This window comes from Archangium sp. Cb G35 (assembly GCF_001896145.1).
GTDB lineage: Bacteria > Myxococcota > Myxococcia > Myxococcales > Myxococcaceae > Archangium > Archangium violaceum.
Genome location: NZ_MPOI01000024.1, coordinates 1 through 20792, shown reverse-complemented (window position 1 = coordinate 20792; position 20792 = coordinate 1). Strand labels below are relative to the sequence as shown.

The following is a 20792-nucleotide window of genomic DNA, read 5'->3' as shown; positions in this document are numbered from 1 at the left end:
GCTCTGGAGCCGTGGGTCGCACGGCGTAGACTCGGGATGCGAGGCATCCATGAGCCAGGCCATGCGGCAAGAGGGAGCCGGTCCCACGGACGGGCCGGACGTATCCATCTCCGGGAGCGAGGCGACGCTGGTGCACGCCAGTTCCTCCGCCCCCGGTGCGGCGGATGTGTCGGAGATCGGCACCGCCACCACCCTGCACTCGAGTGAGAAGGGGTTGGCCCCCGGGGCTTCCGTGGCGGCTCCGGACGCGACGCTGCCAGTGGTGGACCCAGCCCATTACGCCATCGCCGGAGAAATGGCCCACGGGGGCATCGGCCGCATCCTGCGCGCGAGGGATCTGCGGCTCGGCCGGCCCGTGGCCATCAAGGAGATGCTCGCACCGGCCCGCGAGGCCGAGTCCCGCTTCGTGGCCGAGGCGCTCGTCACCGCGCGCCTGCAACACCCCTCCATCGTGCCCGTGTACGAGGCGGGACGCTGGCCGGGCGGTGAGCCCTTCTACGCCATGAAGCTGGTGTCCGGCCGCTCGCTGAAGGACGTCCTCGCCGAGCGCAAGACGCTCGAGGAGCGGCTGGCGCTGCTGCCGCACGTGCTCGCGGTGGCCGACGCCATGGCGTACGCGCATTCCGAGCGCATCATCCACCGCGACCTCAAGCCGGCCAACGTGCTGGTGGGGGACTTCGGCGAGACGGTCGTCATCGACTGGGGCCTGGCCAAGGATCTCTCGCGCGAGCACGAGGCGGAGGCCGCCGGAGCCCTGGTTCCCACGCCGGACCCCGAGGATGGGGCCATGACGCGAGTGGGCACGGTGATGGGGACGCCGGCGTACATGCCGCCGGAGCAGGCCGCGGGGCACCCCGTGGACGAGCGCGCCGACGTCTACGCGCTGGGCGCCATCCTCTACCACCTGCTGGCGGGGGTGCAGCCGTACGATGGGGGCTCCTCGGGGCAGATATTGCAGAAGGTGGTGCAGGGCCCGCCGCCCCCGCTGTCCCAGCGCGAGCGGTGCATCCCGGTGGACCTGGTGGCCATCGTGACCAAGGCCATGGCGAGAGAGCCCGCAGGACGCTACGCCTGCGCGCGCGAGCTGGTGGAGGATTTGAGGCGCTTCCAGACGGGGCAGATCGTCGGGGCGTACGAGTACTCGCGGATGGAGCTGTTGCGCCGCTTCGTGCGGCGTTACCGGGCCGTGGTGTCGGTGGTGGGTGTGGCGGTGGCGCTGCTGGCCGTGCTGGGCGTGCTGGGCGTGTGCCGCATCATGGACGAGCGGGAGAAGGCCGTGTCGCAGCGCCGCGAGGCGGAAATGCAGCGGCAGCAGGCGGAAGCGTCGCGGCAACAGGCGCTGGCGAGGGCGGACGAGCTCATGCTGGTGCAGGCCGGCAACGCCGTGGAGTTGGATCCGATCAAGACCATCCGTTGGCTGCGGAGCCTCTCCCCCGGGTTCACCCGCTGGTCGGAGGTGCGCACGCTCGCGGCGGATGCCCGGGCCCAGGGTTTCGCCACCGTGCTGCGCGGCCATAAAGAGCTCGTCAACGCGCTCCTCTTCTCGCCGGATGGGCGGCGCCTCGTGAGCGGCAGCGACGACTTCACCATTCGCCTCTGGGACCTGGAGCAGGGCAGCGGCCAGGAGCTCCCCGGTCACACCGACGAGGTCTGGCGGCTCGCGCGCTTCCCCGATGAGCGGAGCTTCGTCTCCAGCAGCAAGGACGGGACGCTCCGCCACTGGAACCTGGAGACGGGCGAGGGCCAGCTCTTCGCCACGCTCGCCGGACCCGTGTCGGCGCTCGTCGCTACCAAGGATGGCCGCTACCTCATCGCCAACAGCCGGGTAGATGACCAGCTTTTCGTCTGGGAGCGCGGCAGTGCTACACCGCGCACGTTCCGCACCGGGTTCGGAGGTGTCGAGGAGCTGATGGTCTCGCCGGACGGTGGCCAGGTGCTCATCCGTACCTTCTCCTCCTATCGCGTGGTCCTGGGAGACCTGGTGCGTGGCACCTTCCATCCGTTGGATGACGGTGGAGCCGTGGTGCACATGGCGCTCTCCCCGCGCGGTGATGTGGCCGCCATGTCGGGGCGCGATGGGGCCCTGCGCGTCTTCGAGCTGCGGAGCGGCCGGCGCCTGCTGCTGGGCGCGGGAGAGCGCTTCGGCAAGGTCCTGTCGGTGGCCGTTTCGCCGGAGGGGACTCATGTGGCGTTCACGAACGTGGAGGGGGACGTGCGGCTGCTCACCCTGGCCACCGGGGAGCTCCGGCAGCTGGGCCACTACGAGGGAAAGAGCCGGTGCCTCGAGTTCTCCCCGGATGGCCGGTTCCTCGTCGCCCATGGCAGCGGGACCAGCGCGCACCTGTGGAACCTCTCGACCGGAGAGAGCCGCCTCCTGCGCGCGGCTCCCGAGGTGATCTTCGCCACCCGGTTCTCCCCGGATGGCCGGCACCTCGCCACGGGCAGCTCCGATGGAACCCTGCGCCTGTTCCCCGTGGACACGGAGCTTCATCGCGTCCTCGCGACGGCCTCGGCGCCCCTCCACGTCCTGAGCAGCTCCGCGGATGGCCGGCGGCTGGTCACCGTGGACGAGAAGGGGACGCTCCGTCTGTTGGACCTGAGCAACGGGGCGGTTCTGCTGGAAGAGCGCGGCGTTGCCCCCATCCCGCCCGTGTCCTCCCGGGATGGCCGGTGGTTCGTGTCCGCTGGTGGCGACCACCGGCTCCAACTGCGGGATGGCTCCACCGGACGCGTGGTTCGCCTCCTCGAGGGCCATGCCCAGGCCATTACCGCGCTCGCCCTCTCTGGCGATGGCCGGTGGCTGGCCTCGGCGGACAAGGGCGGAGCGCTGCGGTTGTGGGACGTGGACTCCGGTGAGGAGCGGGTGCTCGGCGGCCACGACAAACAGGTGTTCCGGCTGCTGTTCTCGCCGGATGCGGCACGGCTGGCCTCGGTGGGTCAGGACAGGACGGTACGTCTGTGGGACGTGGCTTCGGGAGAGGGCCGGATCCTGGGGCGCCATGACGACGAGGTTCACACCGTGGCCTTCTCACCGGACGGCAGCCGGCTCGTCACGGGCGGGAGCGATCACACCCTTCGCTTCTGGAATCCGGAGAACCTGGAGAACGGTGAGGTCCTGAAGCTGGATTCGAGCGGCGCCGGAATCCAGGAAGTGCTCTTCTCGCCGGACGGCCGGTTCGTGGTCAGCAGGAGTGCCCTGGATCCCCGCCCGCGGCTCTGGGACGGGAAGACGGGCGAGTTCCTGAAGGTGCTCCGTGGTCACCTGGCCGATGTCAGGGACTTCGCCTTCTCACCGGACGGCACGAGGCTGGCCTCGGCGAGCTACGACGGAACCGTGCGGCTGTGGGATCTGGAGACCGGCGTGCACCGGGCTCTCCGGGGGCACACCGGGGTGGTGATGGGCGTGGAGTTCCTCCCGGATGGCCAGTCGCTCGTCTCCATCGGTCAGGACGGCGCCGTGCGGCTCTGGCCGGATGAGCTGCCCTGGGAGCCCCAGGCCCTGCGCGCGTGGCTGGCGACGGTGAAGGGCTCCGAGCCGTAGTCTCGAATCCCGAGAACGGACCGGGAATCCCCGGAGTGCCTTGACTTCACGCTCTGTGCGCCAATCAAGTGGCGTCTGGCGAAAGTGGTGAAAGGGGACCGCTCGCCCTCGAACCCCCCCGACAGACGAGACACGAGATGAACCGCTCCACGTTGTCGTCGTGCGCAGCGCTGGCGCTGGCCTGGCTGGCTCCGGCAGGGCAGGCCACCGCGGCCACCCAGCAGGCCCAGGCCAGCTCGGCCATCATGGTCCAGGGCTTCCACTGGAACTCGGCCAACGCCACCAGCCCCAACTGGTACAACGTCCTGCAGGGCAAGGCGAGCGACCTGGGCGCCATGGGCTTCACCCATGTGTGGCTTCCGCCGCCCACCGACGCGGGCTCCACCCAGGGCTACCTGCCGCGCCAGCTCAACGTCCTCAACTCGCGCTATGGCACCGAGACCGACCTGAAGAACGCGATTACCGCCTTCACCAACGCGGGCGTGAAGTCGGTCGCGGACGTGGTCATCAACCACCGCGTGGGAACGGCCGGCTGGTACGACTTCACCAACCCCGCCTGGGGCACCTACGCCGTCGCCGCCGGTGACGAGTGCAACTGCTCCACGGGCGCCGCGGACACGGGGGACAGCTACGGCGCCGCCCGCGACATCGACCACACCAACGCCGTCGTCCAGGCGGACATCAAGAACTGGCTGAACACCCGGCTGAAGGGCGTGGGCTTCAGCGGCATCCGCTATGACTATTCCAAGGGCTACGGCGCCAGCTACGCCAAGGTCTACCACGACGCCATGCAGCCGGACTTCTGCGTGGGGGAGATCTGGACGGACCTCAACTACGGCAACGTGGATGCGCACCGGCAGCTGCTGGTGAACTGGGTGGACGGCACGCAGGGCACCTGCGGCGTGTTCGACTTCACCACCAAGGGCCTGCTCAACCAGGCGCTGACCTACAACGAGTACGGCCGGCTCAAGGACTCCACGGGCAAGCCGGCGGGTGGCATCGGCTGGTGGGCGCAGAAGATGGTGACGTTCGTGGACAACCACGACACCGGCCCGAGCGAGTCCTGTGGCAACGGGCAGAACCACTGGCCGGTGCCCTGTGACAAGGTGATGCAGGGCTATGCCTACGTGCTGACGCACCCGGGCATCCCCTCGGTGTACTACGCGCACATCTACGACTGGAACCTCAAGGCCGCCATCAAGGCGCTGATGGACGTGCGCAAGGCGCAGGGCATCACCTCGACGTCCACGGTGGCCATCCAGCGCGCCGAGAACGGCCTGTACGCGGCCATCATCAACGGCAACACGGCGATGAAGATCGGCGCCACGGCCTGGGACCCGGGCACGGGTTGGACGCTGGCCGCCTCCGGGTCTGGCTACTCGGTGTGGACCAAGGGCTCCACGGGCGGTGGCGGCGGCACGTGCACCTCGGTGCCGGTGACCTTCAGCATCGCCAACGCGAACACCACCTTCGGGCAGGACCTCTATGTGGTGGGCAACCAGACGCAGCTGGGCAACTGGGCTCCGGCCAGCAGCTTCAAGCTGACCATCCAGGGCACGGGCGCCAACGCCACCTGGAGCGGCACGGTGAACCTCGGCCCCTCCACCGCCATCCAGTACAAGTTCATCAAGTACAACGCCTCGACGGGGGCGGTGGCGTGGGAGAGCAACGCGCCCACCACCAGCGGCAACCGCGAGGCCACCACGGCGGCTTGCGGCAGCTCCACCACGCTCAACGGCGGCAACTTCCGCTTCTGAGCCGGTCCGCCCTCCGGCCGCGCTCTTCATGAACTTGTCCAACTGTTGGACAAGTTTGGCGAGACCGCGCCCGGAGGGTCTCCTGGCTGGCGGTTGCCGGACCTACTCCGTCCAGGAGATCCGGAACGTGGCCTCGCCGTTGGGACCGCTGGCGGCGAGCGTCACCGAGAGCCCCCTCGCCCCCGCCCGCTCCAGGCCCTCGGAGAGCAGGCCCCGGAAGTAGGCGGTGCGCAGGGCGTAGTTGAACCACAGCTCGTAGGTGCCCGGCCCCAGCTTGCGCAGGCGCGTCTCGGTGTAGTTGTTGGCGCTGCGGAAGTTGCGGCTCATGCGATCGAGCGTGCGGTGCGGCCCGAGCAGCTTCGTCACCGAGAACACCGCCTTGCCCATCAGCGTCTCCTGGTAGGAGCGCATGAAGGCCCGGCCCAGCTCGAAGCCCGCCTCCTCCTGGGGCAGCTCCGGCCAGAGCCGGCCGGTGATGAAGTCGATGAGCGCGGTGTACGTCTCCACCGGGTACGCGGGAAGCAGCGGCTTGTTCGGATCGACTCCCAGCGCCGTCAGCCCGGAGAGGAGCTCGGGCGGGACCGGTTGCCCCAGCACCCGGAGATTGCTCTGCACCGTGTAATCGAAGATGAGCTTCTGCATCGCGCGGCCCACCCTACCACTGAGAGTGTGTCCGTGACGCCTACTGGACACTCGGTCAACTGGCCGCGCTGCCCGTGGCGCACCGCGGCGAAGCTCATTCGTCGTCGTCGTCGAGCCGGCCCCGGGCGGTGAGCACCCGGTCGATCATCAGCTCGTGGAGGGCGTAGAGGGGACGGGCCACCTCCTCGCCCTCGAGGACGGAAATGGCCCCGGCGATGGCCTCCACGGTGGACATGCCGTAGGGGTGGGGCGAGCGGCGCAGGCGCCGGGCCTCCGGTGGGGGCGGCGGCAGGGCGAGCCCCGGCAGGCGGCGCAGTTCGGGGAGGCGCTGGTACATGCGCCGGGCCTGCGTCCAGTTGCCATCCAGCACCACCAGCCGCTCGGGCGGAGGCGTGCCGGGAGGGGGCGGCTGGGCATCCGGGAAGAGCAGCCAGGTGCCCGGCTCGGTGAGCACGGAGATGTCGAAGGGCTGCCCCGGGGCCCCATAGGTGAGGATGCGGCACTGCGTGAGGGCGAGCCCCGCCAGCCGCGCCGTGTTGGTGGACTTGTTGGCTTCCTTGTTGTGCCGGATGACGAGGAAGCGGGTGCGCGTCTCCAACCGGGGCACCTCGGCGCAGAGGCAGAGGGCGGTGGGCAGGTAGCAACCGGGACAGCGGCCGGCGAGATCCGCCGGGGTACGGGACCTCATTTGCCCTGACGATAACGCTGCATCAACTCCCGCGCCTCGCGCAGCTTGGACTCGACGAAGCGGTCCTCGGCGTCCATCTCCTCGTCCGTGTCCAGGCCGAGCTGGAAGAGCGCCGAGAGACTGGCCGGGTTGACGTCGAGCCACTCGGCGGTGCGGTCGAGCACGTTGCGGCGGCGGCCGGCGAAAGTTTCTGGGCTCTCGTCGGGGAGGCAGCGGCAGATGCGGGCCGAGTCGCTGCCCACGTCCACGTAGAGACCGAGCACCTCGGTGTCCAGCTCGGTGGCGATGGCGGAGGCGGCCTCGGTGACATGGGCGGCCAGGGCGTGCGCGGCGGAGCGCTCGGTCATGGAACGCACCAGGTAGACGCGCCAGCCGGCCTCTCCGAGCGTACCGGCGGCCTCGAGGGGAGCCAGCTCGGCGGGCGGAGCGGAGATGCGCGTGAGGACGCGGCGCACGGGCGCCTCGATGTGCTCGAGCTGGGCGCTCGAGGTCGGGCAGAAGAAGACGACGCGGTACTCGCGGCTATCGACGGAGGGTTCCATGAGGGTACTGCTCCCGCGGGTACGGACGGGGCCAACCAGAGAGGACCACTCCCCCGGCCTGGAGCGCAAGCGGGTAATTGAGGGAATGCGAGGGGACTGCTACACGGCGGGCATGTCCATCACGCTCTATATCAAGAACGGTTGAACGGGTTGTAAGTCAGCGCGGGAGTTTCTCGCGCAAAAAGAAGTGCAGGCGGAAGTCCGTGAGCTGGTGAAGAAGCCGCTGAGCGAGGCCGAGGTCCGGGCGCTGGCGGCGAGGATGGGAGGGGTCCGGGAGCTGATCGCCCCCAAGAGGAAGGGGGAGCTGGGGGCGCTGGGGGAGGAGGAGCTGGTGAAGCACCTGGCGGCGAACCCCAACCATGTGCGCCGGCCGCTGATCGACACGGGGAGCCAGCTATTGGGGGGCTTCACCGCGGAAGTCCGGGCCGCCCTGGAGAAGCAACTGAAGAAGTAGGCGAGCCCCCGGACCCCATGGGTCACCCCGTACCCGTGGGAGCCGGAACCGGCTGAGCCGGAGCCCGGGACTCACTGGCGACCCAGGCGCCAGAAACGAGAACCACCACCCCACCCAGCACCCCAAGAGGCCCGAGGGCCTCGCCGAAGACGAGCACGCCGACGAGGGCGGCGGTGAGGGGCTCCAGGTAGGTGAGGGCGCCGACGGTGGCGGTGGGGACGTGGCGGAGTCCAGCATAGAACAGACTGTTGGCGGCGATGCCGCACAGCACGGTGCCGGCGGCCACCTGGAGGAGGCTGGAATCGAGGGCGGGAGGCAGGGCGCCGCGTCCGAAGAAGAGCAACAGGAGGAGGGCGGAGGGGAGGGAGTGGAGGGAGTTGATGGCCAGGGGCGAGAAGGAGCGGGCGGCCTCCTTGGAGGCGAGGACGTTGGCCATGAAGAAGACGGCGCTGCCGGCGCCGAGCAGGGCGGTCCAGGGGTCGGACAGTCCGCCCTGGGGCGTGCCGAGGATGAGGGCGAGCCCCCCGAGCGTCAGCGGAGCACCGATGAGGGCGCGGGGGGAGCGGCGCTCGCGGAGGACCCAGGGGGCGGCGAGGGCCATGAGGAGGGGGGCGAGGTAGTGGGTGAGGACGGCGACGGTGACGGGCCCGCGCTGGACGGCGGCGAAGTAGAGGGCGGCGTTGGCGGCGTCGCACACCGAGAGGACGCCGAGCGCGAGGGTGGCGCGGCGGTCTCGGAAGGCCTCGCGGCGGAAGACGAAGGGGGCGGGCAGGGCCATGACGGCCATGACGAGCAGGGCGCTCTGGGGACCGGAGAGTCCCGCGGGCCGCAGGACGAGAGGCCAGCATCCCCAGAGGATGGTCCCCAGGGCGACCATGACGAAGTACCTCACGATGGCTCCAGACGGGTGGGGGCGCGCGGGCCCCGAGGCGGGCGCGGAGCGTAACCGAGCCGCCGGGTGGACGCGCGGAGGGAGGGAACACGGCCCCCGCCCGGAGGCTGGGGAAGCGGGCGGAGCGGCTCAGCCGATGCGGCCGATCTCCGCGCCGCGCTCGTAGACGGTGATGGGGCCATCCTCGGAGACGTTGATGGCCACGCCGCGGAAGCTGGCGCGCCAGGCCGCGAGGGCGCGGGCACCGGGCATGCTGGGCTCGCGCACTCCGAGCCGGGCGATCTCCTTGGGGCTGGAGACCATGCAGGCGATGTCGAGCACGCTGCCGTCCTGGTCGAGCACGACGGCGCCATCGGTGGCGGCGGCGGCGGTGATGACCTGGCGCTGGGCCCAGACGGAGATGTTCTGCCCGCGGAGGCTGCGGCGCAGGTGGCTGTTGGCGGCCAGGGGGTGGCCGTGGTCGGGAACGAGGTCGGTGAGCTCCTGGTTCGAGTCGAGCAGACAGAAGAGGGCACCGGTGCGCTCGTAGGCCAGGTCGATGGCGGCGCGGAGCACGCCGATGACGACATCCTCGCGGAAGCGGGAGGAGATGCGCTCGTGGAGGGCCTCGTAGTCGAGCACGCGCCAGTGGCCATGGGACTTCTGGAAGACGGAGCCCTTGCCACTGAGGATGAAGAGGTCGCTCTGGGGCGAGGTCACCAGCGCGACGTCGTGGGCGGCATGGGCGAGCACGGCCTGGACGGGGACGAGCGTCTCGTGGGGGGCGTAGCGCAGGGCGGCTTCGTTGCGGTCCACCTCGGCGAGCGAGATGAAGCCGATGATGGAACCGGACTGCATGCTGGCGAGCAGCGCGACGCGGCGGCCGTCCACGACGGTGCGGATCCACTTCTCCTTCAGGAGGGCGTTCTCGATGGAGAGGCCGCCGGGCAGGGGGATGAACTTGCTCTGGAGCTTCTGGACGAGCTGGCTGGCCTTGCGCGCGATGATGAGGCAGTGGCGGACGTTGCGGCCCTCGTAGGTGAGGGCCATGGAGTCCTCCATGGCGCGGACCCAGTTGGACATCTTGTGGGGCCGGGAGTTGAGGTAGCGGGCCACGGCGCGGCGCAGACGCGTCTGCTCGAGCGCGGCCCAGTGCTCGTCGAGGGAGCGCGCCGAGGTGACGTGGGTCAGGTCGTCATTGAAGACGCGGCAGAAGGAGCGGGCGAAGTGGCTGTCGCCGACGCGCACGGGGCGGCGCAGGTCGATGAGGAGCCCCGCCTGGGGCAGGGGCTGATCGAAGTAGAGGAGGGCGGCGAGGCGGCGCTCGTCGAGCGGGAGCACCTTGGGCTTGAGCGCGGCGCGTGGGCCGAGTTCCGCCACGTGCGCGGCGAGCTCGTCCGCCGAGAGCGAGGACGTGGTGCTGCCGGGGAAGATGTCCTTGAAGGAGGTGGCCAGCGATGCGAGCGCATCGATGACGACCAGGGGCCTGCGCGTTCGCATCGGAGTCCCATTCTAGTCAGGCCGGACGGAGTTCCCCCACAAAACGGAAGGGGCCCTTAACCGGCGGCGGCCACCGCGGCGGGCTGCTCCACCGCCGGTCCGACGAGCGACTGCCTCTCCCAGGCCCGGCTCCTCCAGCGGAACCAGAAGACGATGCCGCGCGTCCACTCGTCCGCCGCCACGGCGAGCCAGACGCCGGCCAGTCCCAGGTTCAGCTTGAAGACGAAGAGGTAGCCCAGGGACAGGCTCAGGCAGGCCATGGACAGGAAGCCCATGTAGACGGTGAAGGTGGCATCCCCGGCGGCCCGCAGCGCATTGACCAGGACGAGGTTGAAGGAGCGCCCCGTCTCCAGGATGAGGCTCAGGACGATGACCTGGGACGTCAGCCGGATGATGTCGGCATTGTCCGTGAACATCCCGACCAGGGGCTTGCGCAGCAGGATGGCGGCCACGTCCACCAGGACGGTGAGGGACACGGCCCACTTCAGGCTGCGCAGGGCCTGACGGTACGCCTCGTCCCGGCGGTTGGCCCCCACCAGCCGCCCGATGATGATGGACGTCCCGATGCCGATGGCGAGGCTGAACAGGAAGACGTACTGGGAGATGGCGTGGGCGTACTGCCGGGAGGCCAGGGCCGCGGAGCCGAGCCAGGTGACGTAGTACAGGAACACCGTCTGGCACAGGTGGTAGGTGACCTGCTCGACGGCGGAGGGGATGCCCACCTTGAAGATCTTCCGGATGTAGTCCCTGGAGAACGTCACGTAATCCCGAGCCACCATCCGCACGTCCATCACGCGGTACAGCATCCAGATGAAGACGACGAGCGCCACGGCGCGGCTCATGACGGTGGAGATGGCCGCACCGGCCACGCCCAGCTCCGGGAAGCCGGCATGGCCGAAGATGAGCAGGTAGTTGCCGAGCACGTGGACCACGTTCATGCCCAGCGCGACGTACATGGACTGCCGGGTGAAGCCGTAGGTGCGGATCAGGCTGGAGAAGGCGTTGATGAGCGCCTGGACGAAGAGGAATCCGCCCGCGATGCCCATGTACGTCCGCGCATGGGCGAGCACCGGCCCCTGCAGGTTCATGTGGGTCAGGATGGCGTCGCCGAAGAGCAGCAGGCCCCCGCTGACCACGATACCCAGCAGGAGGTTCAACGTGATGGCGAGGGCGGAGATCCGGGCTGCCTCCTGGGCTCGCCGGGCGCCGATGTACTGGGCCACGACGATGGAGGCCCCGTTGCTGATGACCTCCATGATGAGGATGCAGATGAAAATGTACTGATTGACGACACCGACCGCGGCCACGGCATCGTCGGACACGCCGCTGAGCATCAGCGTGTCCGCCGTGCCCATCATCATGAATAGTAGGAACTCAAAGAAGATGGGCCACGTCAGCTGCAACAGCCCCAGAGCAGGTTGTCCCGATGTCGTCCCAGGGTGAACGGCCGTCTCGTGCGTCACGCGCGGGCGTTTGTCACGACTTCGCCCCGGCGTCGAGTGCGCAGTAGACGCCTGCCTGCCGGGTTGCTCACTCCTCCGCGATGGCCCCGCGTCCCGCCACGTCGGCCCAGCTCAGTCCGAAGCGGGTGAGATATTTCCGCAGCCGATCCGCGTCGTTGACGCTCTTCTTCTGGGCTCGTGACTGAGCGAACAGCGCCCGCCCCGCGTCGGACAGCGAGCGCGCCTGCCGGCACACGGCGAGCACCTCCGCGAGCTGCGCCTTGTCGAACCGGTCCAGCGCCTCGGCGCGCTCCTCTCCGAGCACCTCCACCACGAGCTCCACCAGCGCCGCCCGCGGCTTCGGCCCGCTCTTCATCCATGCGGCGCGCAGACGTTCGATCTCCTCGTTCACGCCTTCGCGGGTGATGCGGCCCCCGGGCGCGAGCGTCGCCATCCGCAGCACCGCCGCGTTGAGATCCCGGAAGTTGCCGCTCCAGCGGGCCTCGGGAGAGGTGGCGAAGCGCAGGAAGTGCTCCTGCGCCTCCTTGTTCATCGTCACCCGCGTCTCCAGCGCTCGCGAGGCCTGGTCCAGCTCGTAGAGAAGGTTGGGCGGGATGTCCTCGGGGCGCTCGCACAGGGGGGGCAGCCGGAAGGTCCACAGATTGATGCGTGCCAGCAGATCCTCCCGGAAGCGCCCGCGCTCCACCTCGGCCTGGAGATCCCTGTTGGTGCCGGCGAGCAGCTGGAAATCACTCTCCGCCTCCTTGTCCGAGCCCACCGGCAGGAAGCGCTTGTCCTCGAGCGCCCGCAGCAGCATGGCCTGCTCGTCCGCGCCCAGCTCGCCAATCTCATCCAGGAACAGCACGCCGCCGTTGGCCTGGCGCAGCAGCCCCGGCCGGTCTCCCACCGCCCCGGTGAACGCGCCCTTCACGTGGCCGAAGAGCGCGGACATGGCTCCATCCCCGCGCAGCGTGGCGCAGTTGATGTCCACGAAGGGGCCGCCCACGTGCCGCCGCGTCTTCTTCAGTTGGTAGATGCGTTTGGCGAGCTGCGACTTGCCCGCCCCCGTGGGACCGGTGAGCAGCAGCGGAGCGCGCGAGCTCGTGGCCACCTGTTCAATCCGCTCGATGAGCCGGTTGAACGCCGGGTTGAGCGTGTCGATGCCCGCCTTGAGGAAGGACAGGCCCTCGCGCTGCTCCTGTTCGAAGCGCCTGGCCAGCGTGTCGTACTTCGAGAGGTCCAGGTCGATGATGGCATGGACGCCCGGCCGCCCCTGGTCCCGGACTCCTTGGGGCGGGGACGTCTGCACCAGCCGCCCGGGAATGTGCCGGCTCTCAACCAGGAGGAACATGGAGATCTGCACGATGTGCGTCCCCGTGGTGATGTGGACGAGGTAGTCCTCGTGCTCGGGGTGGAAGGGGTAGGCCTTCGCGTAGTCGAGCAGCGCGCCGTACGTCTCCTCCAGGTCCCACGGGTTACGGATGTTCAGCTCGGTGGTGCGCACCCGCGTCTCCGGTGACACCTGGGCGATGTCCTCCACCACCGCCTGGACGAGCTCGGCATAGCCCGGCAGCGCGAGCAGTTCCATGCGGTGCACCAGCAGGTCCTCCTGCTGGCACAGCCCCACGGTGGGGCGCCACTTCTCCCACCGCCTGGGCCCCCGCCCCGCGTCCAGTGTCGTGCCCAGCATCCCGAGGACCACCGTCTCGCGCGTCCGCGTCTTCGCCATACGGATAGGACTTTATCCCAATGGATAGAAAAAGGGGTGAGGAAGGGGAGGCCTCCCTCGGAGCGGGGTTGGCACGCGCCCTGCTCTACCTCCTCGCGTGCCCGGGACGGCCCGGGCTAACGGACTGAAGGAGACGGTCATGCAGGCGCAGCGCAACTACGAGGTTCTGTCGAACGAGGCGGGTGGGGTTCCCATCAAGGCGTGGACGGTGGGCGTGCCGTTCGAGGACGAGGCGAAGAAGCAGCTGCGCGCGATGGCGTCCCTGCCGTTCGTCCACAAGTGGATCGCCGTGATGCCGGACGTGCACCGCGGGTTCGGCGCGACGGTGGGGAGCGTGGTGGCGACGGCGGGCGCGGTGATTCCGGCGGCGGTGGGAGTGGACATCGGCTGCGGGATGATCGCCGTGCGCACGACGCTGCGCGCGGAGCAGCTCCCGGACTCGCTGGGGATGGTGCGCTCGGCCATCGAGAAGGCGGTGCCGCACGGCCGTACGGACAACGGCGGCCGTAATGACCGGGGTGCGTGGCAGGACGCGCCCGTGATGCACCGTGAGGCGTGGGCGCGCCTGAAGCCCGGCTATGACGCCATCCTGGAGAAGCACCCGCGCCTGGGCCGTGGCCCGGACCTGGGTCACCTCGGGACGCTGGGGACGGGGAACCACTTCATCGAGGTGTGCCTGGATGAGGCCGGCCAGGTGTGGCTGATGCTGCACAGCGGTTCGCGCGGGGTGGGGAACCGGATCGGGAGCCACTTCATCGAGCTGGCGAAGGAGGACATGCGCCGCTTCTTCATCCATCTGCCGGAGGCGGACCTGGCGTACCTGCCCGAGGGGACGGAGTACTTCGCGGACTACCTGCACGCGGTGAGCTGGGCGCAGGAGTACGCGGCGATGAACCGCGAGCTGATGTTGCGCTCGGTGGTGGAGACGCTGAAGGCGAGCGGTGAGCTGCCGGAGTTCGAGCTCACCGAGGCGGCGGTGAACTGCCACCACAACTACGTGGCGCGTGAGCACCACTACGGGAAGAACGTGTTCGTGACGCGGAAGGGTGCGGTGCGGGCGCGTGAGGGGGACCTGGGGATCATCCCCGGCAGCATGGGGGCGCGGTCGTACATCGTGCGAGGGAAGGGGAACGCGGAGGCCTTCCACTCGTGCAGCCACGGGGCGGGGCGGGTGATGTCGCGTGAGGCGGCGAAGCGGCGCTTCTCGCTGGAGGACCACGCGAAGGCGACGGCGGGTATCGAGTGCCGCAAGGACGCGGAGGTCATCGACGAGACGCCCGGTGCGTACAAGCCGATCGACGCGGTGATGACGGCGCAGGCGGACCTGGTGGACGTGGTCCACACGCTGCGTCAGGTGGTGTGCGTGAAGGGTTGAGGGGAGTGCACGAAGGGGGTTCGCGACGAAGGAGGGCCACATGAGGGGATAAAGACGCTGAGATGCCCGCTCTCTCCGAGACTTCGGTCGCCAGGATGAGGGAGCGGGCATCGCTACGTGCGGGCAGTGGCCGCCGCGCTATTCTCCTCCGTGTGTCTCTCCCTCCAGTCCTCTCCCTCTCCCCCCGGGAGAGGGTCGGGGTGAGGGTATCAGGGCCATGAGTTGGCCCAGTGAAATCAGGGGTTCTGTGATGATTCGCATCGACGGTTCGAAGGGAGAGGGAGGAGGACAGGTGCTGCGCACGTCGCTGGCGCTGTCGCTGGTGACGGGGAAGCCCTTCCAGATGGTGAATATCCGGGCGGGGCGCTCGAAGCCGGGGCTGCTGAGGCAGCACCTGACGGCGGTGAAGGCGGCGGCGGCGGTGGGGGAGGCGGAGCTGGAGGGGGCGGAGTTGCACTCGAAGGAGCTGACGTTCCGGCCGAAGGCCCTGCAGTCAGGGGACTACCACTTCGCGGTGGGGACGGCGGGGAGCGCGACGCTGGTGCTGCAGACGGTGCTGCCGGCGCTGATGACGGCGAGCGGGCCGTCGACGCTGGTGCTCGAGGGAGGGACGCACAACCCGGCGGCGCCGCCGTTCGACTTCCTGACGAAGGCGTACCTGCCGTTGGTGCGGCGGATGGGGCCGGGAGTGGAGGCCACGCTGGAGAAGCACGGATTCTTCCCGGCGGGGGGAGGGAAGTTCGAGGTGTGGGTGCAGCCCGCGCCGCTGAAGCCGTTGCACCTGCTGGAGAGGGGGAACGTGGTGCGTCGGCAGGCGACGGCGATGATCGCGCAGGTGCCGTACGACGTGGCGAAGCGGGAGTTGGAGACGGTGGGGAGGAAGCTCGGGTGGCTGGCGGAGGAGCGGCGGGTGGAGGAGCTGAAGCGCTCGGCGGGGCCGGGGAACGTGGTGTGGCTGGAGGTGGAGAGCGAGCACGCCACGGAGGTGTTCACCGGGTTCGGTGAGCGGGGCGTGCGAGCGGAGGACATCGCCGAGGCGGTGGCGGAGGAGGCGCGGGTCTACCTGGAGGCGGGTGTGCCGGTGGGGGAACACCTGGCGGACCAGCTTATGCTGCTGCTGGCGCTGGCCCGAGGGGGCTCGTTCCGGACGCTGCCGCTCGATGGGCATGCGCAGACGCAGATTGAAACGTTCGCCCATTTCCTCGACGTGAAGGTCTCGGTCGAGGAAGTATCTCCGCAGGTAAGAGAGGTTTCGGTGCGGTGAGGCCTCTCTTGTCTGCCTTCACGTGTCGAAGCGGAAGGAGGTCTCGCTGGCGGAGGCGCGTGTGGCGAACCGTTGGCAGAACTCGTTCAGCGCGGAGTAGGGGGCCGTCGGCAGGACGCCTCGGAACTCCAGATGGGTCACGAGGCAGAAGAGCGTGACCTCCAGGTAGCTCAGGTCCCGCTCTGGCGGGAGCGCGGCGAGGATGGGCCTCACGTTTTCCTCCAGCCACGACATCATGTTGACCAGCGACTGTCGCATCTTCACGTGGTGGGCACTGCTATCGCTGGTGCCGGCCGCCTTGCCCATGACCAGCGACACTTCTGTCGACATGGCTTGAAGAACGAGCTCCTGCGCATTGGCAAGCAACGGTTGGTCGAGGTCCTCGGGCCAGATCACGCGGGGTCTGGGGTTCGAGCGCCGCCAGAGCTCACGACAGACATTGAGGGAACCGAACCAGACACCTTGAGGGGTCTGTAGGCTCGGGATTTTGAGCGCGGGGTTGCCGCCGTAATCCTCCGCGGTGGGGGACATGAGATCTCGCACCACCCGCAGGGAGTAGTCGACGCGCATCTCCGCGGCGAAGATCCGTGCGACGCGCGTGAAGTGGGAGCTCGAACGGCCGATGATGACAGGCCTGGCGAGTTCTTCGGGCGCGGCTGCCATGCGTGTTCCTCCGATCCGGGTAGCGATACGAGGCAACCGTAGGCGTATCTGCGCGCAGTGCACAAGCCGGAAGGGAGCAGGTGCTGAGCCCGGGCGTTGGGCGGTTATTCGTCCTCGCCTTCGCTCTCCGCTGCTGCATCCTCGGCTTTCTCTTGCTCGGCGGCCTTCTTCATCTCTTCCCACTTCGTCAGGGCGGATGCCACATGGTGGAGCGTGTGTCGCTGTAGCCTCTTGTGATGCACAGCGAAGTAGTATTCCCCGGCGATTGAAACAAAGTCGAAAGGCGAGGCCGGGTGATCCTTCAGCCACGCCTCCGCTTCTGCACGGGTTTCAAAAGAGGGCGTGGTGGGAGGTATTCCTCTTGCGGCAAGTTCGCCGATGTATGGCTCGATGATGTAGTCGCGGTAGATGAAGCGGGTGTTGTCCTCACGAGCATACACGGCCTGATAATACTCATCTCCTATGAGTATGTTCGCTGGGCTCGGTGGTTCCGCGGGGCCCTTCAGCCATGCCTCTGCTTCGTCGCGCGTCTTGAAGTAGGCAATAGCAAGCGGGGCATGATCGAGGCGGTGGTTGATGTAGTCCTCGCAAGCCTCAAGCTGTCCAGTATCGGCGATGAAATTGACCTGATGGATGAGGAGGCGCGCCAATTGCTTCTGTTCGGGCGCGAGCGTCTCGTCGAAAGCCTTCAGGAGAAGCTCCATGACCCTTTGAGAGATCGCCGCATCCTTTCGTTCTTCAAGCGTGGTGCTCACATGGGGGCGCGGCAGGGGAGCAGTCTGCTTGAGGTAGTCCTCAAACAAGTAGGCCTGGCCTGTTGCGCTGATGAAGTCCCTGTACGCCTTCGCCTGAACCCAGAGCTGCTGTTCTTCTTTCTTGCCTTGGAGCCCCGCAGCGCGCCACCGAGATGAGGCGAAGTGTGCGGCGCCATTGAGGGAATCATGGATGCTCACGGGGCCACCTCCGCGACGCTGGTGGAGGGGAAACCCGAGGAGTTCTCCGCGAACAACACGAACGGCATCAGGATGAGGGTAGCTGCTCCCGCAGCGGTGCTTACGGCAACGAAGGCCACTCCGGCGATGATGATGACTGAGCCGGCGAGAATCTCCTCGCGGTGGGTCTTGAGCCAATCAAGCGCGGGCTCTATTGCATGGAACTCCGCAGCGTATTCTTCGGCCCAACTGCCTCTTCCCTTGGTACATAGAACTGCTTGTTTCAGGCAATGCCTCGGACACCACCAGCTTCTGGCGATGCGCCACGGCAGGGTTTTGACATCGTCGTACTTCCATTGGCCGACCTGGATGGGTCTGCTGCTCGCAAGGCAGTCCTGCTCGCACTGGACTCGTCGGCCTTCGCAGTACTCCTCCAACCCCGTCGAGGAGACGCGCACCATGCCTCGGTTCGAGTTCATCGCACTCAAGGCGGATTGGAATTTCGTCAGATTGAAGTCCCTGAGCGGCTTCCAATCATGAGTGATGCGTCCATCCGGCATTTCCTGGATGACGAGCGCGTACCTGGCCAGGTCGTGAGGGCCCGTGGGACCCTGGACCGTGACAATGGGCTGGGTGGCGCTACAGGAAACAAGGAGGAGGCCAAGGCTCAGGGCCAATAGCTTCTGCGCGAGCGTTCTGGTGGGCATTTAGGGTTTTTGACGCGGTGCTCCGGGGTTTTTTCGGCACCCGGCGAAGGGAAGAGCATAGAGGAACACCCTCGTCCATTGACGCACGAAGGCACACCTGGGCCCTGGTGAGGGCATTGCCTCTCCCCCCCAGGAGAGGGGATTCTCCCGTCCATGGAATCCAGGCGAATCAAGAGAATCGGTATGGTGGGGGGTGGTGCCATGGGTTGTGGCATCGCGCTCGAGTTCGCTACCGCGGGCCGACAGGTGACGCTCTACAACACCCGCTCGGACAGCAGCGCCCAGGCCCAGGTGCGCATGGAGCGCGATGCGGCGCAGATGGTGGAGACAGGGCTTCTCTCCCCGGCCCAGGCCTCCGCCGCACTCGCGCGCATCCGGCGCACCACCGTCCTCGCCGAGGCCGTCGCGGACCAGGACTTCGTCATCGAGTCCGTCCCCGAGGACCTCGCCCTCAAGCAGCGGGTCTTCCAGCAACTGGATGGGCTTGCGTCACCGGGCACCATCCTCGCCACCAACACCACCGCCCTCAGCGTGACCGCGATCGCCAGGGACTGTTCCCGGCCCGAGCGCGTCCTCTCCGCGCACTACTACCTGCCCGCGAACCTCATCCCCCTCGTGGATGTCATCCCCGGCGAGAAGACGTCCCCGGAGGTCGTCGAGGCCACCCGCCTCCTGCTCGAAGAGGTGGGCAAGGCCCCCGTGGTGTTCCAACGCGATGTGCCAGGCTCCATCGGTCCCCGTCTTCAGCAGGCGTTGATCGCCGAGGCCCTCCGCCTCGTCCAGGAGGGCGTGGCCACTCCGGAAATGGTGGACCGGGCCATCACCCATGGCATGGGGCGGCGCCTCGGTGTCACCGGCGTCTTCGACCGGTTGGATCTCGTGGGGCTGGATCAGATGGCGGCCATCATGCGTGGCTCCGGCCGTCCCGTGCCCCCGGTCATCGCCCAGAAGGTCGAGCGGGGGGAGTTCGGGCTCAAGTCGGGGCAGGGCTTCTATTCGTGGACGCCCGATGCCACCGCCGCCTTCGAGGAGCGTGTGGCGCGCCACCTCAGCGCCCAGCTCCGCGAGGAGCGTGCCTCGGGCCGGCTGCGCACTCCTTCGGCGGAGACGGAGTCGTGACTCCCGACACCGTGCTGCTGGACCTGTCCGTGCTCGCTGATTTCTTCGGCGACTCGGTGCGCGAGTACGAGTCGTGTACCCCTGAGCTCCCGCCTCGCTGCTGGGCCATCCTGCTCGGGCGCTTCGCCGAGGACGCCATGTCCGTGGAGCGCGTCTGCTTCGCGCGCAACATCCGTGAGTCCGACGGCGCGGTGCTCGAGGAGTTCCAGTCCACCATCATCCCGCGCTTCGGCGCCTGTTACTCCAATGGCCGCCGCGGCTTCTGGTGCGAGCCCAAGGAGCTTCTGCGGATTACCCGGGAGGCCGAGGCCGAGGGGCTGGAGGTGCTCGGCTCCATCCACCTGCACCCGGATTGGCACCGCATCGGTCCTCCCCATGAGCGCGGCCTCCGCGTCAGCCAGGAGCCCACTCCCATGGACCGGCACCTCTTCTGTGGCTCCGGCTGGCCGCTCAACATGATCCTCTACCTGGAGCGGCGCGAGGGGCGGATCTATCAGTCGCTCGGGGCTTGGGCTCCGCCCTCCGAGTCTGGTGACGGCTGCCGTCCCCTGGCCCTCCGTCTCTCCGTCTCCGGGCGCTGAGCTTCCGCGAACGGTGCGAGAAGGTCCGCTCCTCCTTGGACGGGTCCCTGGTGAGCCCCGGGGCCCGGGCGTGCTTTAAACTGGGGCCGTGGCCGACTTCACCGAAGAGCAGATGGATTCCGCGCTCCACCTCGCCAGCCAGGAGCTGTCCTTCCCCTCGTACTACGAGGCCTGTGTCCGGCCTCTCTTGCGCAACCCCGAGGGGCACTGGCCCCGGTGCTGTGCTGGGGGTTGTGAGCCTTGTGCACAGACGTTGATCCGCGTGGCCCTGCGCACGCTGGAGATTCTGGGCACTCCTCGCGTTACTCCCATTCCGGAGTGGTGAGCGCGAGGGTGTTGTGAATTCCGTTGTGCACCCTCGGTAGACCCTCACCCCAGCCCTCTCCCAGAGGGAGAGGGGGCATACACGGAGCCAACCGGGTTGGGCTCGATACCCTCACCCCGGGGGGCTTGCCCCCCCTTTGAACGACGGGGGGCTCCTCTCCCGAGGGGAGAGGGGAGATTGCCGCTTTTGGTCAGGGCTTCAGAAGAGGCGCACTCCCAGGCCCAGGCGCACTCCGTAGCCCAGCCTCGTCTGCGTCACTCCTCGCAGCTCCTTGAACACTTCCACTCCCAGCTCGCCCACCGCGGACAGCGACAGGTCCTCGCCCAGGTAGATCTCCGCTCCTCCGCCCGCCATCGGCTTCACCCGCCACGTCCCCCCCGGGCTCAGCCCCAGCTCGTACGGCACCTCCACCAGCCCCACCGCCGTCACCGTCTCCGCCACCTTCCAGCTCGCCACCACCGCTGGGTTCACCTGCAGGAACCACCCCTCCAGGTTCTGCTCGTCGAAGTACCGGCTCCCCGAGTTCCCCGTCACCCCCAGCCCCAGCTCCGGCGCCACCGCCCACGCTCCGTTCGTCCATACCTGCCGCCTCGCCACTCCCTCCGCCGTCACCGCCAGCCGCAGATAGTCGAACCGGGCCCGCCCTCCCACCTCCCAGCC

The 20792-nt window shown here is 68.4% G+C and carries 18 protein-coding genes and 1 pseudogene; 8 read left to right on the top strand and 11 right to left on the bottom strand.

The genetic code is table 11. From position 1 onward, the window contains the following. Nucleotides 1-49: 49 nt before the first annotated feature. Both BO221_RS49375 and BO221_RS49370 read left to right on the top strand, forming a co-directional pair. Nucleotides 50-3541, top strand: a complete 3492-nt coding sequence (locus BO221_RS49375) for a protein kinase (RefSeq protein ID WP_073567922.1) — start codon at nt 50-52, stop codon at nt 3539-3541. A 137-nt stretch (nt 3542-3678) separates the two neighbouring features. Beyond that, nucleotides 3679-5298 carry a carbohydrate-binding module family 20 domain-containing protein gene (locus BO221_RS49370; protein ID WP_073567921.1) on the top strand — a complete coding sequence of 540 codons (1620 nt, stop codon included), beginning with the start codon at nt 3679-3681 and terminating at the stop codon, nt 5296-5298. Nucleotides 5299-5400: 102 nt separating this feature from the next. Here BO221_RS49370 and BO221_RS49365 read toward each other — a convergent pair whose 3' ends face one another. From BO221_RS49365 to BO221_RS49355, 3 genes are all read right to left on the bottom strand, one after another. Continuing rightward, nucleotides 5401-5940 carry a DUF2378 family protein gene (locus BO221_RS49365; protein ID WP_073567920.1) on the bottom strand — a complete coding sequence of 180 codons (540 nt, stop codon included), beginning with the start codon at nt 5938-5940 and terminating at the stop codon, nt 5401-5403. Between the two features lie 94 nt (nt 5941-6034). After that, nucleotides 6035-6628 carry a tRNA-uridine aminocarboxypropyltransferase gene (locus BO221_RS49360; protein ID WP_073567919.1) on the bottom strand — a complete coding sequence of 198 codons (594 nt, stop codon included), beginning with the start codon at nt 6626-6628 and terminating at the stop codon, nt 6035-6037. Next, nucleotides 6625-7170 carry a hypothetical protein gene (locus BO221_RS49355; protein WP_073567918.1) on the bottom strand — a complete coding sequence of 182 codons (546 nt, stop codon included), beginning with the start codon at nt 7168-7170 and terminating at the stop codon, nt 6625-6627. The genes BO221_RS49360 and BO221_RS49355 overlap by 4 nt, the downstream gene beginning before the upstream one ends. Nucleotides 7171-7357: 187 nt before the next feature. Between BO221_RS49355 and BO221_RS49350 the strand changes: the two genes are divergently transcribed. Further along, complete coding sequence (locus BO221_RS49350) at nt 7358-7624, top strand: arsenate reductase family protein (protein WP_073567917.1); 267 nt, start codon at nt 7358-7360, stop codon at nt 7622-7624. 22 nt (nt 7625-7646) lie between these two features. On the opposite strand, the gene BO221_RS49345 is transcribed toward BO221_RS49350, so the two are convergent. The 4 genes from BO221_RS49345 to rtcR all read right to left on the bottom strand — a co-directional run bounded on the left by BO221_RS49345 (nt 7647) and on the right by rtcR (nt 13166). After that, entirely contained in the window at nt 7647-8516 is an 870-nt protein-coding gene (locus BO221_RS49345) for a DMT family transporter (RefSeq protein WP_198956339.1), read from the bottom strand. Nucleotides 8517-8645: 129 nt separating this feature from the next. Continuing rightward, complete coding sequence (locus BO221_RS49340; RefSeq protein ID WP_073567915.1) at nt 8646-9995, bottom strand: hypothetical protein; 1350 nt, start codon at nt 9993-9995, stop codon at nt 8646-8648. A 56-nt stretch (nt 9996-10051) separates the two neighbouring features. Next, nucleotides 10052-11458, bottom strand: a complete 1407-nt coding sequence (locus BO221_RS49335) for an MATE family efflux transporter (protein WP_073567914.1) — start codon at nt 11456-11458, stop codon at nt 10052-10054. Nucleotides 11459-11525: 67 nt separating this feature from the next. After that, nucleotides 11526-13166: an RNA repair transcriptional activator RtcR gene (gene rtcR / locus BO221_RS49330; RefSeq protein ID WP_073567913.1), complete on the bottom strand. Its 1641-nt coding sequence runs from the start codon at nt 13164-13166 to the stop codon at nt 11526-11528. 139 nt (nt 13167-13305) lie between these two features. Here rtcR and BO221_RS49325 point away from each other — a divergent pair, with 139 nt between their 5' ends. Continuing rightward, nucleotides 13306-14541, top strand: a complete 1236-nt coding sequence (locus tag BO221_RS49325; RefSeq protein WP_073567912.1) for an RtcB family protein — start codon at nt 13306-13308, stop codon at nt 14539-14541. 250 nt (nt 14542-14791) lie between these two features. Then, on the top strand, nt 14792-15805 hold the full coding sequence (gene rtcA, locus BO221_RS49320; RefSeq protein WP_073567911.1) for an RNA 3'-terminal phosphate cyclase: 1014 nt from the start codon (nt 14792-14794) through the stop codon (nt 15803-15805). An 18-nt stretch (nt 15806-15823) separates the two neighbouring features. Here rtcA and BO221_RS49315 read toward each other — a convergent pair whose 3' ends face one another. The 3 genes from BO221_RS49315 to BO221_RS54575 all read right to left on the bottom strand — a co-directional run bounded on the left by BO221_RS49315 (nt 15824) and on the right by BO221_RS54575 (nt 18107). After that, nucleotides 15824-16468 (bottom strand): glutathione S-transferase N-terminal domain-containing protein, encoded by a 645-nt coding sequence (locus tag BO221_RS49315; RefSeq protein ID WP_073567910.1) that lies wholly within the window; start codon nt 16466-16468, stop codon nt 15824-15826. A 104-nt stretch (nt 16469-16572) separates the two neighbouring features. Further along, on the bottom strand, nt 16573-17421 hold the full coding sequence (locus BO221_RS56895; protein WP_233166612.1) for a hypothetical protein: 849 nt from the start codon (nt 17419-17421) through the stop codon (nt 16573-16575). Further along, on the bottom strand, nt 17418-18107 hold the full coding sequence (locus BO221_RS54575; RefSeq protein WP_143196144.1) for a hypothetical protein: 690 nt from the start codon (nt 18105-18107) through the stop codon (nt 17418-17420). Before BO221_RS54575 ends, BO221_RS56895 begins: the two co-directional genes overlap by 4 nt. Nucleotides 18108-18290: 183 nt before the next feature. On the opposite strand from BO221_RS54575, the gene BO221_RS49300 reads away from it, so the two are divergent. The 3 genes from BO221_RS49300 (at nt 18291) to BO221_RS49290 (ending at nt 20132) form a co-directional block, all read left to right on the top strand. Beyond that, nucleotides 18291-19226, top strand: a complete 936-nt coding sequence (locus tag BO221_RS49300; RefSeq protein WP_233166611.1) for a 3-hydroxyacyl-CoA dehydrogenase family protein — start codon at nt 18291-18293, stop codon at nt 19224-19226. Beyond that, the gene (locus BO221_RS49295) at nt 19223-19807 is read left to right on the top strand and encodes a hypothetical protein (protein ID WP_073567908.1); all 585 of its coding nucleotides are present in this window, start codon (nt 19223-19225) and stop codon (nt 19805-19807) included. The genes BO221_RS49300 and BO221_RS49295 overlap by 4 nt, the downstream gene beginning before the upstream one ends. A 112-nt stretch (nt 19808-19919) precedes the next feature. After that, complete coding sequence (locus tag BO221_RS49290; RefSeq protein ID WP_143196155.1) at nt 19920-20132, top strand: hypothetical protein; 213 nt, start codon at nt 19920-19922, stop codon at nt 20130-20132. A 198-nt stretch (nt 20133-20330) separates the two neighbouring features. Here BO221_RS49290 and BO221_RS55250 read toward each other — a convergent pair. After that, nucleotides 20331-20792, bottom strand: a pseudogene (locus BO221_RS55250) (hypothetical protein); the annotation flags it as partial.

Excerpts from the sequence above, each read along its gene's own strand:
- BO221_RS49375 (WP_073567922.1), top strand. The coding sequence starts at position 50 with ATGAGCCAGGCCATGCGGCAAGAGGGAGCCGGTCCCACGGACGGGCCG.
- BO221_RS49370 (WP_073567921.1), top strand. The coding sequence starts at position 3,679 with ATGAACCGCTCCACGTTGTCGTCGTGCGCAGCGCTGGCGCTGGCCTGG.
- BO221_RS49365 (WP_073567920.1), bottom strand. The coding sequence starts at position 5,940 with ATGCAGAAGCTCATCTTCGATTACACGGTGCAGAGCAATCTCCGGGTG.
- BO221_RS49360 (WP_073567919.1), bottom strand. The coding sequence starts at position 6,628 with ATGAGGTCCCGTACCCCGGCGGATCTCGCCGGCCGCTGTCCCGGTTGC.
- BO221_RS49355 (WP_073567918.1), bottom strand. The coding sequence starts at position 7,170 with ATGGAACCCTCCGTCGATAGCCGCGAGTACCGCGTCGTCTTCTTCTGC.
- BO221_RS49340 (WP_073567915.1), bottom strand. The coding sequence starts at position 9,995 with ATGCGAACGCGCAGGCCCCTGGTCGTCATCGATGCGCTCGCATCGCTG.
- rtcR (WP_073567913.1), bottom strand. The coding sequence starts at position 13,166 with ATGGCGAAGACGCGGACGCGCGAGACGGTGGTCCTCGGGATGCTGGGC.
- BO221_RS49325 (WP_073567912.1), top strand. The coding sequence starts at position 13,306 with ATGCAGGCGCAGCGCAACTACGAGGTTCTGTCGAACGAGGCGGGTGGG.
- rtcA (WP_073567911.1), top strand. The coding sequence starts at position 14,792 with ATGATTCGCATCGACGGTTCGAAGGGAGAGGGAGGAGGACAGGTGCTG.
- BO221_RS49315 (WP_073567910.1), bottom strand. The coding sequence starts at position 16,468 with ATGGCAGCCGCGCCCGAAGAACTCGCCAGGCCTGTCATCATCGGCCGT.
- BO221_RS54575 (WP_143196144.1), bottom strand. The coding sequence starts at position 18,107 with ATGCCCACCAGAACGCTCGCGCAGAAGCTATTGGCCCTGAGCCTTGGC.
- BO221_RS49300 (WP_233166611.1), top strand. The coding sequence starts at position 18,291 with ATGGTGGGGGGTGGTGCCATGGGTTGTGGCATCGCGCTCGAGTTCGCT.
- BO221_RS49290 (WP_143196155.1), top strand. The coding sequence starts at position 19,920 with ATGGATTCCGCGCTCCACCTCGCCAGCCAGGAGCTGTCCTTCCCCTCG.